Genomic DNA, 14642 nt, shown 5'->3' on the forward strand with positions numbered 1-14642 from the left:
CGAGGCTTGCCCGCGAAGGCGGTATGTCAGCCAACCCCTTCATCGACTGATACACCGCCTTCGCGAGCAAGGCTCGCTCCTACAGGAGGCGGCTTGTGACTAGTAGGCACACACAAAAACGCCCCGATCATCACTGATCGGGGCGTTTTTTATTGCCGCTTCGCAGGTCAGGCGGCGATCGACAACTTGAGCTTGTTCATCGCGCTCTTTTCAAGCTGACGAATACGCTCGGCCGACACGTTGTACTTCTGCGCCAGGTCGTGCAGCGTAGCTTTTTCTTCCGCCAGCCAGCGCTGGTAGAGGATGTCACGGCTGCGGTCGTCCAGCACTTCGAGCGCTTCGTGCAGGTTGTGGTTGGAGTTGTCGCTCCAGTCGGCATCTTCCAGTTGACGCGCCGGGTCGTACCGGTGGTCTTCCAGGTAGTTGGCCGGCGACTGGAAAGCGCTGTCGTCGTCCGCTTCCGCGGCCGGGTCGAAGGCCATGTCATGGCCGGTCAGGCGACTTTCCATCTCGCGCACTTCCCGCGGCTCTACGCCGAGGCTTTCCGCCACACGGTGGACTTCCTCGTTGTTCAGCCACGCCAGACGTTTCTTCTGGCTGCGCAGGTTGAAGAACAGCTTGCGCTGGGCCTTGGTGGTCGCGACTTTCACAATGCGCCAGTTGCGCAGGATGAACTCGTGAATTTCCGCCTTGATCCAGTGCACTGCGAACGAAACCAGACGCACACCCATTTCCGGGTTGAAGCGCTTCACCGCCTTCATCAGACCGACGTTACCTTCCTGGATCAGGTCAGCCTGAGCCAGGCCGTAGCCGGAATAGCTACGGGCGATATGTACAACAAAACGCAGGTGGGCGAGCACCATCTGCCGAGCCGCCCCCAAATCCTGCTCATAATAGAGACTCTCGGCCAGTTCACGCTCCTGCTCCGGAGTCAGCAATGGAATGCTGTTCACGGTGTGCACATAGGCCTCCAGGTTCGCACCCGGGACCAGAGCATATGCAGGTTGCAAAGAATTGGTCATACGAAAAAACCTCCGACTTACATAACTCGTGCAGTTCAGCACTGCGAAAATTGACCGGAAACCGAAAGACAAGTTCCCATAAACGCTGAAAGGTCAATACGAGCAAAATGATACTACTTAGGCGCAAGCTCCCTCAGGTGGCGTGCGACTGCAATCCATGCACCGATATACCCCAACAGCACCGCGCCAAGCAAGAGAGACAGACCGTCGGCAACTGGCACTCCGGCCAGCGCAAAATCACTGCCATACAAACCGGCCAGCCCGACAACTGCGTCGTTCAGCCAATCAAGGCCAAACGCCAATACACCCCAGGAAAGAATCCCCGCACCGAAGCCATAAAGCGCCCCCATGTACAGAAAGGGCCTGCGCACATAGCTGTCCGTGCCGCCGACGAGTTTAATCACTTCTATCTCTGTGCGGCGGTTTTCAATATGAAGACGAATGGTATTGCCTATCACCAAAAGTAATGCAGAAACCAGAAGCACGGTCAGACCGAAGACAAAACGGTCACCCAGCTTGAGGATCGCTGCCAGACGCTCGACCCAGACTAGATCAAGTTGAGCCTGTTGTACCTTGGGCAGCTCGGAAAGTTTTTGTCGTAATGCTTCAAGAGCGGGCTTGTCGACTTCGTTCGGGGTCACCAGCACCACGCCTGGCAGCGGGTTTTCCGGCAGTTCCTTAAGCGCCTCGCCCAGTCCGGACTGCTGCTGGAACTCTTCCAGCGCCTGATCTCGGCCGATATATTCAGCATCAGCTACGCCAGGCATGCCTTTGATCTGCTCGCGCAACGACTCGCCTTCAGCCGGGCCGGCCTCGAGTTGCAGGTACAGGGAAATCTGCGCCGCTCGCTGCCAGGAACCGCCGAGACGCTCGACGTTACTCAGCAAAAGTGACAGGCCCATCGGCAAGCTCAGGGCGACCGCCATCACCATGCAGGTGAAAAAGCTCCCGATTGGCTGTTTACCCAACCGACGCAAGCTGTCCAGCAGACTGGCGCGATGGCTTTCAACCCAGGCACGAAACAACGTGGCGAAATCCGGGCCGTCGTCATCGTTGCGCTTTTTCTTCTGCGGTTGCGGATCGGCGGCTTTCGGCGCCACGCGCTCGGAAACCTTGGGGCTGCGTGTCGCACTCATACGCCCGCCTCCCCGTCGCCGATCAATCGGCCGCGTTGCAGGGTCAGCATCCGATGACGCATGCGGGCGATCAAGGCCAGGTCGTGACTGGCGATCAGCACGCTGGTGCCCAGGCGGTTGATGTCTTCGAACACGCCCATGATCTCGGCCGCCAGACGCGGATCGAGGTTACCGGTGGGTTCGTCCGCCAGCAGCAAGGCCGGACGGTGGACGATGGCGCGAGCGATGCCGACGCGCTGTTGCTGCCCGGTGGACAGGTCGCCGGGGTACAGATCGGTTTTATCCGACAGCGCGACACGCTCAAGCGCCGAATCCACGCGCTTGACGATCTCGGCCTTGGACAGCCCAAGAATCTGTAACGGCAGAGCGACGTTGTTGAACACCGTGCGATCAAATAGCAGTTGGTGGTTCTGGAACACCACGCCAATCTGCCGGCGCAAGTACGGAATCTGCGCATTGCTGATGGTGGCGAGGTCCTGGCCGGCCAGCAGCAATTTGCCGGTGGTCGGACGCTCCATCGCCAGCAGCAGCCGCAACAAGGTGCTTTTACCGGCGCCGGAATGGCCGGTTACAAACAAGAATTCGCCCCGACGGACTCGAAAGCTCAGCTCATGCAAGCCGACGTGACCGTTCGGGTAGCGTTTACCGACCTGTTCGAAACGAATCATGAACGCTCCCGCTCGGCAAACAGTGCCTGGACAAAGGGTTCTGCTTCAAAAGTACGCAAGTCATCGATGCCTTCACCGACGCCGATGTAGCGAATCGGCAAACCAAATTGCTTGGCCAGGGCGAAAATCACCCCGCCCTTGGCGGTGCCGTCGAGCTTGGTCAGCGCCAGGCCGGTCAGTTCGACGGTCTGGTTGAATTGCTTGGCTTGGCTGATTGCGTTCTGGCCAGTACCGGCGTCGAGCACCAGGAGCACTTCGTGCGGCGCGTCGGCGTCGAGTTTGCTGATAACCCGGCGAACCTTTTTCAGCTCTTCCATCAAATTGTCTTTGGTGTGCAGGCGACCGGCGGTGTCGGCGATCAGCACATCAATGCCACGGGCCTTGGCGGCCTGTACGGCGTCGAAGATAACCGAAGCGGAGTCGGCACCGGTGTGCTGGGCGATGACCGGGATCTTGTTGCGCTCGCCCCAGACCTGCAATTGCTCAACGGCGGCGGCGCGGAAGGTGTCACCGGCCGCGAGCATGACTTTCTTGCCTTCGAGTTGCAGCTTCTTCGCGAGTTTGCCAATGGTGGTGGTTTTGCCGGCACCGTTGACGCCGACCACCAGAATCACGAAAGGCTTGTTCTGCGAGGTGATTTTCAGCGGCTGCTCGACAGGCTTGAGCATCGCGGCGAGTTCAGCCTGCAGGGATTTGTACAGCGCGTCGGCATCGGCCAGCTCCTTGCGCGCAACCTTTTGGGTCAGGCGCTGGATGATGACCGAGGTCGCCTCGACCCCGACGTCGGCGGTCAGCAGACGGGTTTCGATGTCTTCGAGCAGTTCGTCATCGATGATTTTCTTGCCCAGGAACAGGCTGGCCATGCCTTCGCCAATGCTGGCGCTGGTCTTGGACAGGCCTTGCTTGAGGCGGGCGAAGAAACCGGCTTTGGTTTCTTCGCTACGCGGCGGCTCGGCCGGGACTTCGGCGGGAACTGCGGGCGCGGCGACTACCGGAGCAATGACAGGAGCAGGCGCAGGCGCAGGTGCTTCAACCACAGGAGCGACGAACGCAGGAATCACAGGCTCCGGAACAACCGGCTCAGGCTCAGTCACGATAACCGGCGCAACGACAGGCTCAATGACCGGCGTTTGAACAGGCTCAGGTGCAAAAGCAGTCGGTGCAGGAATCGTCGGCGTCACATGCGGCGCCAGCTCATCTTCGACCAAGGCCACCGGCTCTTCCGCCACTGGCAACGTCAGCCACGGCTCTGGAGCGGGTGCCAGCGGATGCTCGGCAATGACTTCGGGTTCAGCCTCGGCGACCGGCTGCAGCACCGGCTCGGCCATCGGCAAGACAACCGGCGCCGGTGCTTCTTCTATTACCGGCGCGGGTGTTGGCTCAGGAATTGGCTGTGGCTGTTCGACGACGGGTTCCTGCGGCTTTTTGCGCAGCCATCCGAACAGGCTTTTCTTCTCGCCAGCCGCAGCTGGGGTCTTCTTGTCGTCGTTGGAACCAAACATGGAGGACGGCTATCTCACGGTAGCGACGCGCCAAAGGGCGCCCCGGCAAATAAATATTCGATGCAGAACAGACTGCGATTGACCCAGCTTGTTCACGCGCAACATTTTGTCGAGGTGCAAACAGCACCTCAAAGGTTGACTAATACGAAGGACTGGTACGGCATCTTCTGCGAAAACGCAGAGTTTAGCTGACAAAACCAAGGTTCCGCAGGTAACCCATGCAACCGTCCGGCCGATCAAAGGCCTGATAGACGTGGCCGCCAGTAAAACGGACCAGTATCCTAGCACCCTCTCGCCCGCCGACGCTAAGCCAAGCGGGCAGCTCAACAGGTTTAAAAACGAATGAATGCTTTAGCCCGCCGCGCTGCAGGCCTGCTGCTCAGCACAGTTTGTCTGCCCCTCTCGGCCCTGGCTGCCGATCCACAACCCACCCACGAATTCACTCTGGATAACGGCCTGAAGGTCGTTGTGCGCGAAGACCATCGTGCGCCAGTGGTGGTTTCCCAAGTCTGGTACAAGGTCGGCTCGAGTTACGAGACGCCGGGCCAGACCGGTTTGTCCCACGCCCTCGAGCACATGATGTTCAAGGGCAGCGAGAAAGTCGGCCCCGGCGAAGCGTCGCTGATCCTGCGCGACCTCGGTGCCGAAGAGAACGCGTTCACCAGCGATGACTTCACCGCGTATTACCAAGTGCTGGCCCGCGACCGCCTGGGCGTGGCCTTCGAACTGGAAGCCGACCGCATGGCCACCCTGCGCCTGCCGGCCGACGAGTTCGCCCGCGAGATCGAAGTCATCAAGGAAGAACGTCGCCTGCGCACCGACGATAAACCGATGTCCAAGGCCTACGAACGCTTCAAGGCCATGGCTTTCCCGGCCAGCGGTTACCACACGCCGACCATCGGCTGGATGGCTGACCTGGACCGCATGAAAGTCGAAGAGCTGCGCCACTGGTACCAATCCTGGTACGTGCCGAACAACGCCACGCTGGTGGTGGTCGGCGACGTGACCCCGGACGAAGTCAAAACCCTGGCCCAGCGCTATTTCGGCCCGATCGCCAAACGCGATGTGCCAGCGGCGAAAATCCCGCTGGAACTGGCCGAGCCTGGCGAACGCCAGATCACCCTTCACGTACAGACCCAGTTGCCGAGCCTGATGCTGGGCTTCAACGTGCCGAGCATCGCCACCGCCGAAGACAAGCGCTCGGTGAATGCCTTGCGCCTGATCTCGGCCCTGCTCGACGGCGGCTACAGCGGACGCATCCCGACGCAACTGGAGCGCGGCGAAGAACTGGTGTCCGGTGGCTCGTCGAGTTACGACGCTTACACTCGCGGCGACAGTCTGTTTACCCTGTCGGCAACGCCGAACACCCAGAAAAAGAAAACCATGGCCCAGGTCGAAGCGGGCCTGTGGAAGCTGCTCGATCAGCTGAAAACCACTGCGCCGTCCGCCGAAGAACTGGAACGCGTCCGCGCCCAGGTCATCGCCGGCCTGGTCTACGAGCGTGATTCGATCACCAGTCAGGCCACCTCCATCGGCCAATTGGAAACCGTCGGCCTGTCCTGGAAACTCATGGACACCGAACTCGCCGACCTGGAAAGCGTGACACCGCAAGACATCCAGAAAGCCGCCAAGCTGTATTTCACCCGCGAACGTCTCAGCGTCGCCCATGTACTGCCACTGGAGACGACTCATGAGTGAGCGTAAAAAATCCCGTCTGGTCCTGATCGGCCTGATCGCTGTCGCCCTGATCGGCTCTGCTGCGTTCTATTTGTCGAAAAGCGAAGACTCCACGGCCAGCGAAGCCCTCGACAAGGCCAAGTCCAGCCAGAAGCTGCAATCGCTGAGTGAACTCGACGGCAAGGCGCCGAGCCACCGTTCGCTCGACGTACAGACCTGGAACACCGCCGAGGGCGCCAAGGTGATGTTCGTCGAAGCCCGCGAGCTGCCGATGTTCGACCTGCGCCTGATTTTCGCCGCCGGCAGCAGCCAGGACGGCAACGCGCCCGGTCTGGCACTGCTGACCAACGCGATGCTCAACGAAGGTGTGGCCGGAAAAGATGTCGGCGCCATCGCTCAAGGCTTCGAAGGCCTGGGCGCAGACTTTGGCAACGGCGCCTTTAAAGACATGGCACTGGCTTCCCTGCGCAGCCTCAGCGCCGCAGACAAGCGCGAACCGGCGCTGAAACTGTTCTCCGACGTCGTCGGCAAACCAACCTTCCCTGCCGACTCCTTTGCGCGCATCAAGAACCAGATGCTTGCCGGTTTCGAATACCAGAAGCAGAACCCGGGCAAACTGGCGAGCCTGGAGCTGATGAACCGCTTGTACGGCGATCACCCCTACGCGCATTCCAGCGATGGCACGGCGACAACCGTCCCGGCGATTACCGTGGCGCAAGTCAAGGCGTTCCACGAGAAAGCCTACGCGGCCGGCAACGTGGTGATTGCGCTGGTGGGTGATTTGTCCCGCGCCGAAGCCGAGGCGATTGCCGCGCAAGTCTCCAGCGCGTTGCCGAAAGGCCCGGCACTGGCGAAAATTGCGCAGCCTGAAGAACCGAAAGCCAGCATCGGCCACATCGAGTTCCCGTCCAAGCAGACCAACCTGATGCTTGCGCAACTGGGCATCGACCGTGACGATCCGGACTACGCCGCACTGTCCCTGGGCAACCAGATCCTCGGCGGCGGTGGTTTCGGCACCCGATTGATGAGTGAAGTGCGCGAGAAACGTGGCCTGGCCTACGGCGTCTATTCGGGCTTCACCCCGATGCAGGCACGCGGCCCGTTCATGATCAACTTGCAAACCCGCGCCGAGATGAGTGAAGGCACGTTGAAACTGGTGCAGGACGTACTCGCCGACTACCTTAAAACCGGCCCGACCCAGAAAGAACTCGACGACGCCAAGCGTGAACTGGCCGGCAGCTTCCCGCTGTCCACGGCCAGCAACGCCGACATCGTCGGCCAGCTCGGCGCCATGGGTTTCTACAACCTGCCGCTGAGTTATCTGAATGACTTCATGCGTGAGTCGCAGAGCCTGACTGTCGAACAGGTCAAAGCCGCACTGAACAAACACTTGAGCACGGACAAAATGGTCATCGTCAGCGCTGGCCCGACCGTGCCGCAAAAGCCGTTACCGGCCCCTACTGATAAACCTGCCGAGCAGCCGCTCGGGGTTCCGGAGCATTGATGGCCACTCGTCCTAAGAAACCTGTTCACAACGTCCACAACGGCGTGAACCAATTGCGCATTATCGGCGGCGAATGGGGCAGCCGGAAGCTGAGCTTCCCCGACGCCCCGGGCCTGCGCCCAACCCCGGACCGGGTGCGTGAAACCCTGTTCAACTGGCTCGCGCCTTACATCGCGGGCGCCAAGGTACTTGATCCATTCGCCGGCAGCGGCGCGTTGTTCCTTGAGGCGCTGTCCCGTGGCGCGGCGATGGGCCAGGCACTGGACGCCAGCAACATCGCGGTCTCAAGCATCAAGGAACATCTGGGCACCCTGCGCTGCACCACCGGCCAGATTCAGACGGCCGATGCCTTGCGCTATCTGGAGACCCAGACCGCGACCGCCTACGACGTGGTGTTCCTCGACCCACCGTTCAATCAGAACCTGTTGCCGGCCGTTTGCACGCTGCTGGAAGAGCGCCAATGGCTGGCGGACGATGCGTGGGTGTACACCGAAAGCGAAACAGCACCCTCGACGCTCGGCCTGCCGGCCAACTGGCGCCTGCACCGTGAGCAGAAATCCGGGCGCGTCTACTATTCGTTGTGGCAGCGAAGCACTGAAATATCTTCTTAAAAGAGTAACCTGGACAGGTGAACCGCCTGTCCAGGGTGCCCTCCCGTTTTTTCAAACAGCAACATAACCAGTTTGCTTAGCTCTTTTCCTTTCGTTCACTGTGAACCTGCGAAACAACTCGCATGGACGCAAAGGACTGTTAACGGAATGAAAGCATCAGCTAACGAGACAACTTCCAGTTCAACTACCGAGTTCACACTCGACAATGGCCTCAAGGTCATCGTGCGCGAGGATCATCGGGCACCGGTGGTAGCTTCCCAGGTCTGGTACAAGGTCGGCGCCAGCTACGAGCCTCCGGGTCAGACCGGCTTGTCCCACGCTCTGGAACACATGATGTTCATGGGCAGCAAAAAAGTCGGCCCAGGCAAAATCTTGCCGCTCCTGCGCCAGCTCGGTATCCAATTCAACGCCTTCACCAGCAGCGACTCCACCGCGTACTACCAGACGCTGGCTCGAGATCGTCTGAGCGTGGCCTTCGAACTGGAAGCGGACCGCATGGCCAATCTGCTCCTGCCGGTCGACGAGTTCGTCCGGGAGATTGAAGTCATTAAAGAAGAACGTCGCCTGACCACTGATGACAAACCAATGGACAATGCCTACGAACGCTTCAAAGCGATGGCCTACCCGTCCAGCGGTTATCACACGCCGACCATCGGCTGGATGGCGGACCTCGACCGGATGAAGATCGAAGAGCTGCGCCACTGGTATCAATCCTGGTATGCGCCGAACAACGCCACGCTGGTGGTGGTCGGCGACGTGACCCCGCACGAAGTCAAAGCCCAGGCCCAGCGCTACTTCGGCGCGATCGCCAGACGCGATGTGCCGGCCGCGAAAAGACCGCTGGAACTGGCCAAGCCCGGCCAACGCCAAATCACTCTGCACGTGAAGACCCCACTGCCCAGCTTGATGCTGGCCTTCAACGTGCCGAGCATCGCCACCGCCGAAGATAAACGCTCAGTGAATGCCTTGCGTATGATTTCGGCCCTGCTCGGCAACGGCCATAGCTCACGCATCCCAATGCAACTGCAACGCGTTGAAGAGCTGGTGTCCGACGGTTCGTCGAGTTATAGCGCTTACACCCGGGGTGACAGCCTGTTCCTCCTGTCGGCAACACCCAACAGCCGTAAAAACAAAACCATCGCCCAGGCCGAAGCCGGTTTGTGGAGGCTGCTCGAACAGCTGAAAATCACTGCGCCGTCCACTGAAGAACTGGGACGCGTACGCGCGCAGGTCATCGCCGGGCTGGTTTACGAGCGCGACTCAATCACCCGCCAGGCCACCGCTATCGGTCGACTGGAAACCTTCGGCCTGTCGTGGAAACTGATGGACACCGAACTGGCCGAACTGGAAAGCGTAACGCCAGAAGACATTCAGAAAGCCGCCAAGCTGTATTTCACCCGCGAGCGGCTCAGCGTCGCCCATGTACTGCCGGTGGAGGTGAATAAAGAGGATTGGGATGAGTCCGGCGCCGGCAAAGTACCAGACAAGGAAAACTCCGACCAAGGGCTGCAATCGCTGGCTGAGCTCGACGGTCAGGCGCCAAGTCCCCGCACGCTTGATATTCAGGCTTGGAATACTGCCGAAGGCGCCAAAGTGTTGTTCGCCGAAGCCCGAGGGTTACCGATGTTCGACATGCGCCTGACCTTCGCAGCCGGCAGCAGCCAGGATGGAGGCACTCCGGGTCTGGCCATGCTGACAAACTTGATGCTCAACGAAGGTGTTGCCGGCAGGGATACCAACGCTATTGCCCAAGATTTCGAAAGCCTGGGCGCACAGTATGCCCCCAGCACTGGTCTGGATACGGCGCAGGTCTCCCTGCGCTGCCTCAGCGCCAAGGATAAACGCGATCCGGCATTGACACTCTTCGCCGAAGTCGCAGGCAAGCCGACCTTCCCTGGCGATTCGTATGCCCGCCTTCGCAATCAGACCCTCGCCGCTTTCGTAGATAAGCAGCATGACCCGAGCAAACTGGCGAGCCTTGAGTTGATGAACCGTCTGTATGGCGATCATCCTTACGCGCACGCCAGCGATGGCATGGCGCAAGCCATTCAGTCCGTCACCCCGACACAACTGCGCGCGTTCCACGAAAAAGCCTACGCGGCCGGCAACGTGGTGATCGCGTTGGTGGGCGACTTGTCCCGTGCCGAAGCTGAAGCCATTGCCGCGCAGGTATCCGCTACCCTGCCCCAAGGCCCGGCCCTGGCGAAAATCCCGCAACCGATCGAACCCAACGCCAGCATCAGCCACATCGAATTCCCATCGAAACAGACCATTCTGATGCTCGCGCAACTGGGCATCGACCGTGACAATCCAGACTACGCGGCACTGTCCATGGGCAATCAGATCCTTGGCGGCGGCTTTGGCACTCGACTGATGAGCGAAGTGCGCGAGAAACGTGGCCTGACTTACGGCGTGGTTTCGACCTTCACCCCGATGCAGGCGCGCGGTCCGTTCATGATCAAGTTGCAGACCCGCTCCGAAATGAGCGAAGGCACTCTGAAACTGGTACAGGACGTGCTCGCCGACTACCTTAAAACCGGCCCGACCGAAAAAGAACTTGATGATGCCAAGCGCGAGTTGGCTGGCAGCTTCCCGCAGTCCACTGCCAGCAACGCACAAATCGTCTCGAAACTGGCGTCCATCGGCTTTTATAACCTGCCGTTGAATCACTTGGACGACTTCATGCAGCAGTCCCAGCGTCTAACCGTAGAGCAAGTCAAAAGCGCATTGAACAAACACCTGAGCATGGACAAATTAGTCATCATCAGCACAGGACCGACCGTCCCGCAAAAGCCATTGCCGGAGCCTACTGGCAAACCTTCCAGGTAATCGCTCAAACTGTCAGGAAACCTGCACCGCATCGGAAAGCAGAAATCCGGGCAGGTGTATTACGCGTTGTGGCAACGTATGGCAGAGATCGCCGGTTAACCGACCGGCCTGAAAAAGGTGCGCACCGGTTGCGCACCGCTGCATCGAGAGCAATCGTGTCCTTTCCGTCAGAACGCTTCACCCCCGCCTTCGGCCTCGGCAACCCGCACCTGCAAACCTTGTGGGGACCGCTGTGGCGCAAAACCACGCACATCGAACGCGAGCGCGAACGCTTGTGGCTTGAGGATGGCGACTTTCTCGATATGGACTGGCACGGCCCGCACACTGCCGATGCGCCGCTGGTGCTGGTGCTGCACGGACTGACCGGCTCTTCGAATTCGCCCTACGTGGCCGGTGTGCAAAAGGCGTTCGCTGCCCAGGGTTGGGCCAGCGTCGCGCTGAACTGGCGCGGTTGCTCCGGCGAGCCGAATCTGTTGCCACGCAGCTACCATTCCGGTGCCAGTGAAGACCTGGCCGAAGCCATCAGGCACCTGCGGGCCAAGCGCCCTCTCGCACCGCTGTATGCGGTCGGCTATTCCCTGGGCGGCAATGTCTTGCTCAAGCATTTGGGCGAGACCGGCAGTGACAGCGGCGTGTCAGGCGCGGTGGCGGTGTCGGTGCCGTTTCGTCTCGATCAATGCGCTGATCGCATCGGGCAAGGTTTCTCGAAGGTCTATCAGGCGCATTTCATGCGCGAGATGGTGGCCTACATCAAAAACAAGCAGCGCCAGTTTCAACATGACGGGCGCGAGGATGGACTGGCGGCGTTGGCGGCACTGGGCTCGCTGGAGAACATGCGCACCTTCTGGGATTTCGACGGCCGGGTCACGGCGCCGCTGAACGGTTTCGTCGATGCCGAGGATTACTATCGCCGCGCTTCGAGCCGGTATTTCCTTGGAGAAATTCGCACACCGACCCTGATCATTCAGGCGGCCGACGACCCCTTCGTGTTCCCCCATAGTCTGCCGCAGGCGATGGAGCTGTCCGCCTCCACTCAATTCGAGTTGCAAGCCAAGGGCGGGCATGTCGGTTTTGTCGATGGCTCGTTCCGCCAGCCAGGTTATTACCTGGAACGCCGCATTCCGCAATGGCTGAGCGCCGTGGGTCGCGGGTAAGCCATGGATGCCGACCAAGGCGAGTCGATCCGATTCTGGCAAACGGCGCCATTGGCCGGCGTCGAGTTATTGTCCGCGCGCTACATCGAACATCGCTTCGCGCCCCACGTGCATGACGGTTATGTGATCGGCATGATCATGGCCGGCGCCCAGCGCTACCGTTATCGCGGCGCCGAGCACCTGGCCGGCAGCGGCACGCTGGTGTTGATCAATCCTGATGAACTGCACACCGGCCACAAAGGGACGGAGGATGGCTGGTTGTACCGGGCGTTTTATCCGGACAGCGGGCAGATTCTCTCGCTGCTGGACGAACTGGAGCTGCCGACCAACAACCTGCCGGGGTTTGGCGCGACGTTGTATCGCGACCCGGACCTGGTGAAGGGTTTCTGCCAACTGCATCGCTTGCTGGAAAGTCCGTCCACCGCCTTGCAACAGCAAATGGTCTGGCGCGAGATGATGCTGTTGCTACTACAACGTCACGCCGCCGTGCCGATCGCCGGCAAACCCGGCAAGGAGCACCGGGCGGTGACGCTGGCCAAGGATGTGCTGCATGCACAATTGGCGGCGCCGCCTTCGCTGGAAGAACTGGCGGCACTGGTCAACCTTTCACCGTTCCACTTCGCCCGGGTCTTTCGCCGCGCCACGGGCATGCCGCCGCATACCTGGCTGATGCAGCAACGCATCGCGCAGGCAAGGGCGCTGTTACAGAACGGATGTTTGCCGCTGGAGGTCGCGATGCAATTGGGGTTTGCCGACCAGAGTCATCTGAGTCGGCAGTTCAAGCAGGTTTACGGGGTTGGGCCGGGGGCGTATCGCAGCGCCCGGCAATTATCAGGAAGTTGAGCTCGACACAGGTCCAAAAGTGGGAGCGAGCCTGCTCGCGATGGCGGCGGGTCAGTCAGCAATGATGTTGACTGACCCGCCGCCATCGCGAGCAGGCTCACTCCTACAGGGGAGCAGCGTTTATTCGCCGATGGCGATGCCGTGCGCAGGATCGTTGATCCACTCGCTCCACGACCCGGCATACAACGAGCCCAACGGATAACCCGCCAGGCACAGCGCGAACAGGTTATGGCACGCCGTCACGCCGGATCCGCAATACGCCACCAGATCGGTCGGCGCACGATCGCCGAGTTTCGCGGCAAAGCGCTGCTTGAGCTGATCGGCCGGCAGGAAACGTCCGTCACTGCCCAGGTTCTCGGTGAAGGCTGCGCATTGCGCACCGGGGATGTGCCCGGCAACCGGGTCGATCGGTTCGACTTCGCCCTTGAAGCGCGGCAAGGCGCGAGCATCGAGCAAGGTCAGCGCGGGTTGGCCGAGACGTTTTTGAAGCTGTTCGGCACTCAAGATCAGCGCGTCGTCCGGCGTCCCGGTAAAGGTGCCGCGCGGGGTGTCGCACGCATCCAGGCTCAGCGGCAACCCGGCGGCGTGCCAGGCCTTGAGCCCGCCATCGAGAATAAACACGCCGTCACGCTTGCCCAGCCAGACCAGCAACCACCAGGCCCGCGCCGCGTAGGCACCGGGGCCGTCATCGTACAAAACCACTTCGCTGTCGGCGTTGATGCCCCAGGCTTGCAGACGCTCGATCAACTCTTCAGGTTCAGGCAACGGATGGCGCCCGGTCACACCCTTGACCACTGTCCCGCTCAAATCACGCTCAAGATCGGCAAAACTCGACCCGGCGATATGCCCTTCGGCATAACTACGCTGGCCGTAATCCGGGTCTTCAAGGGCAAAACGACAATCCAGAATCACCAGCCCAGGTGCATCCTTTTTCAGGTCCAACGCTTGCGGGCTGATCAGTTGCGCAATGGGCATAACGGGCTCCTGTGATTAAGTCGGTCTTGAATCCTACTGCACTTCTTCCAGCGCCTGGGCCAGTGGCACGTAAAACTCTTCGTACAGCGCGTTGACTGCGTCGCGAGACTGTTCCGTGACGAAACCGGCCTCAAGCACCAGCACCTGATACACCCCACGTTTAATCGCCTGCTCACTCAAGTGATTGGAGTTTTCCCGCGTGGTGCACAGAAAACGCACCCAGGACGTCAGGATGATCCAGGCATTGAGCGTCAGGGATTCGATCTGGACTTTATCCATTTTGAGGATGCCGGCGTCGACGAAGGCAGCGTAGATGTGGGTGCCATGGATCAGGCAGCGCTGGGAGAAACGCCGATAACGGGCAGCCAGTTCGGGATCGCTGTCGAGCAAATGCTCAAGATCGCGATGCAAAAACCGGTAGCGCCACATCGCCGCCAGCAGTTCCTGAAGGTAGAAGCGCTTGTCTTCCACCGTGGACGCTCGGCCCTGGGGCGGGCGCAGGAAGCTGTCCACCAGGCTTTCGTACTCACTGAACAGCACGGCGATGATCGCCTGCTTGTTGGGGAAGTGGTAGTACAGGTTGCCCGGAGAAATCTCCATGTGGGCAGCAATGTGGTTGGTGCTGATGCTGCGCTCGCCCTGTTGATTAAACAGCTCCAGGCTGTTCTGCACGATGCGCTCGCTGGTTTTGATCCGAGGGGCCATGGCTTGAGCTTTAATT

At 60.3% G+C, this 14642-nt stretch carries 11 protein-coding genes and 2 pseudogenes; 7 read left to right on the top strand and 6 right to left on the bottom strand.

Annotation, left to right across the window (positions count from 1 at the left end; all coding sequences use genetic code 11):
- Positions 1–167: 167 nt before the first annotated feature.
- The 4 genes from rpoH to ftsY form a co-directional block, all read right to left on the bottom strand.
- Positions 168–1022 (bottom strand): RNA polymerase sigma factor RpoH, encoded by an 855-nt coding sequence (rpoH, locus tag FBY01_RS04410; RefSeq protein WP_007897890.1) that lies wholly within the window; start codon positions 1020–1022, stop codon positions 168–170.
- 113 nt (positions 1023–1135) lie between these two features.
- The gene (gene ftsX / locus FBY01_RS04415) at positions 1136–2158 is read right to left on the bottom strand and encodes a permease-like cell division protein FtsX (protein ID WP_145306713.1); all 1023 of its coding nucleotides are present in this window, start codon (positions 2156–2158) and stop codon (positions 1136–1138) included.
- Positions 2155–2826, bottom strand: coding sequence for a cell division ATP-binding protein FtsE (gene ftsE, locus FBY01_RS04420; protein WP_010466809.1), 672 nt, complete (start codon positions 2824–2826; stop codon positions 2155–2157). Before ftsE ends, ftsX begins: the two co-directional genes overlap by 4 nt.
- Positions 2823–4328 (bottom strand): signal recognition particle-docking protein FtsY, encoded by a 1506-nt coding sequence (gene ftsY, locus FBY01_RS04425; RefSeq protein ID WP_145306711.1) that lies wholly within the window; start codon positions 4326–4328, stop codon positions 2823–2825. The genes ftsE and ftsY overlap by 4 nt, the downstream gene beginning before the upstream one ends.
- A 342-nt stretch (positions 4329–4670) precedes the next feature.
- On the opposite strand from ftsY, the gene FBY01_RS04435 reads away from it, so the two are divergent.
- The 7 genes and pseudogenes from FBY01_RS04435 (at position 4671) to FBY01_RS04470 (ending at position 12946) form a co-directional block, all read left to right on the top strand.
- Entirely contained in the window at positions 4671–6026 is a 1356-nt protein-coding gene (locus FBY01_RS04435) for a pitrilysin family protein (RefSeq protein WP_010466807.1), read from the top strand.
- On the top strand, positions 6019–7509 hold the full coding sequence (locus FBY01_RS04440) for a pitrilysin family protein (protein ID WP_010466806.1): 1491 nt from the start codon (positions 6019–6021) through the stop codon (positions 7507–7509). The genes FBY01_RS04435 and FBY01_RS04440 overlap by 8 nt, the downstream gene beginning before the upstream one ends.
- Positions 7509–8120 (top strand): 16S rRNA (guanine(966)-N(2))-methyltransferase RsmD, encoded by a 612-nt coding sequence (gene rsmD, locus FBY01_RS04445; protein WP_010466805.1) that lies wholly within the window; start codon positions 7509–7511, stop codon positions 8118–8120. The genes FBY01_RS04440 and rsmD overlap by 1 nt, the downstream gene beginning before the upstream one ends.
- Positions 8121–8267: 147 nt before the next feature.
- Positions 8268–9569 (top strand): annotated as a pseudogene (locus FBY01_RS31785) (M16 family metallopeptidase); the annotation flags it as partial.
- A gap of 33 nt (positions 9570–9602) precedes the next feature.
- Positions 9603–10949, top strand: a pseudogene (locus FBY01_RS31665) (M16 family metallopeptidase); the annotation flags it as partial.
- A 155-nt stretch (positions 10950–11104) separates the two neighbouring features.
- Entirely contained in the window at positions 11105–12103 is a 999-nt protein-coding gene (locus FBY01_RS04465) for a hydrolase (RefSeq protein WP_077747218.1), read from the top strand.
- Between the two features lie 3 nt (positions 12104–12106).
- Positions 12107–12946 carry an AraC family transcriptional regulator gene (locus tag FBY01_RS04470; protein ID WP_077747217.1) on the top strand — a complete coding sequence of 280 codons (840 nt, stop codon included), beginning with the start codon at positions 12107–12109 and terminating at the stop codon, positions 12944–12946.
- A gap of 120 nt (positions 12947–13066) precedes the next feature.
- Here FBY01_RS04470 and FBY01_RS04480 read toward each other — a convergent pair whose 3' ends face one another.
- On the bottom strand, positions 13067–13921 hold the full coding sequence (locus FBY01_RS04480; RefSeq protein WP_083375536.1) for a sulfurtransferase: 855 nt from the start codon (positions 13919–13921) through the stop codon (positions 13067–13069).
- A gap of 33 nt (positions 13922–13954) precedes the next feature.
- On the bottom strand, positions 13955–14626 hold the full coding sequence (locus FBY01_RS04485) for a TetR/AcrR family transcriptional regulator (RefSeq protein WP_010466800.1): 672 nt from the start codon (positions 14624–14626) through the stop codon (positions 13955–13957).
- Between the last annotated feature and the right edge of the window lie 16 nt (positions 14627–14642).

This window comes from Pseudomonas sp. SJZ077 (assembly GCF_007993905.1).
GTDB lineage: Bacteria > Pseudomonadota > Gammaproteobacteria > Pseudomonadales > Pseudomonadaceae > Aquipseudomonas > Aquipseudomonas mandelii.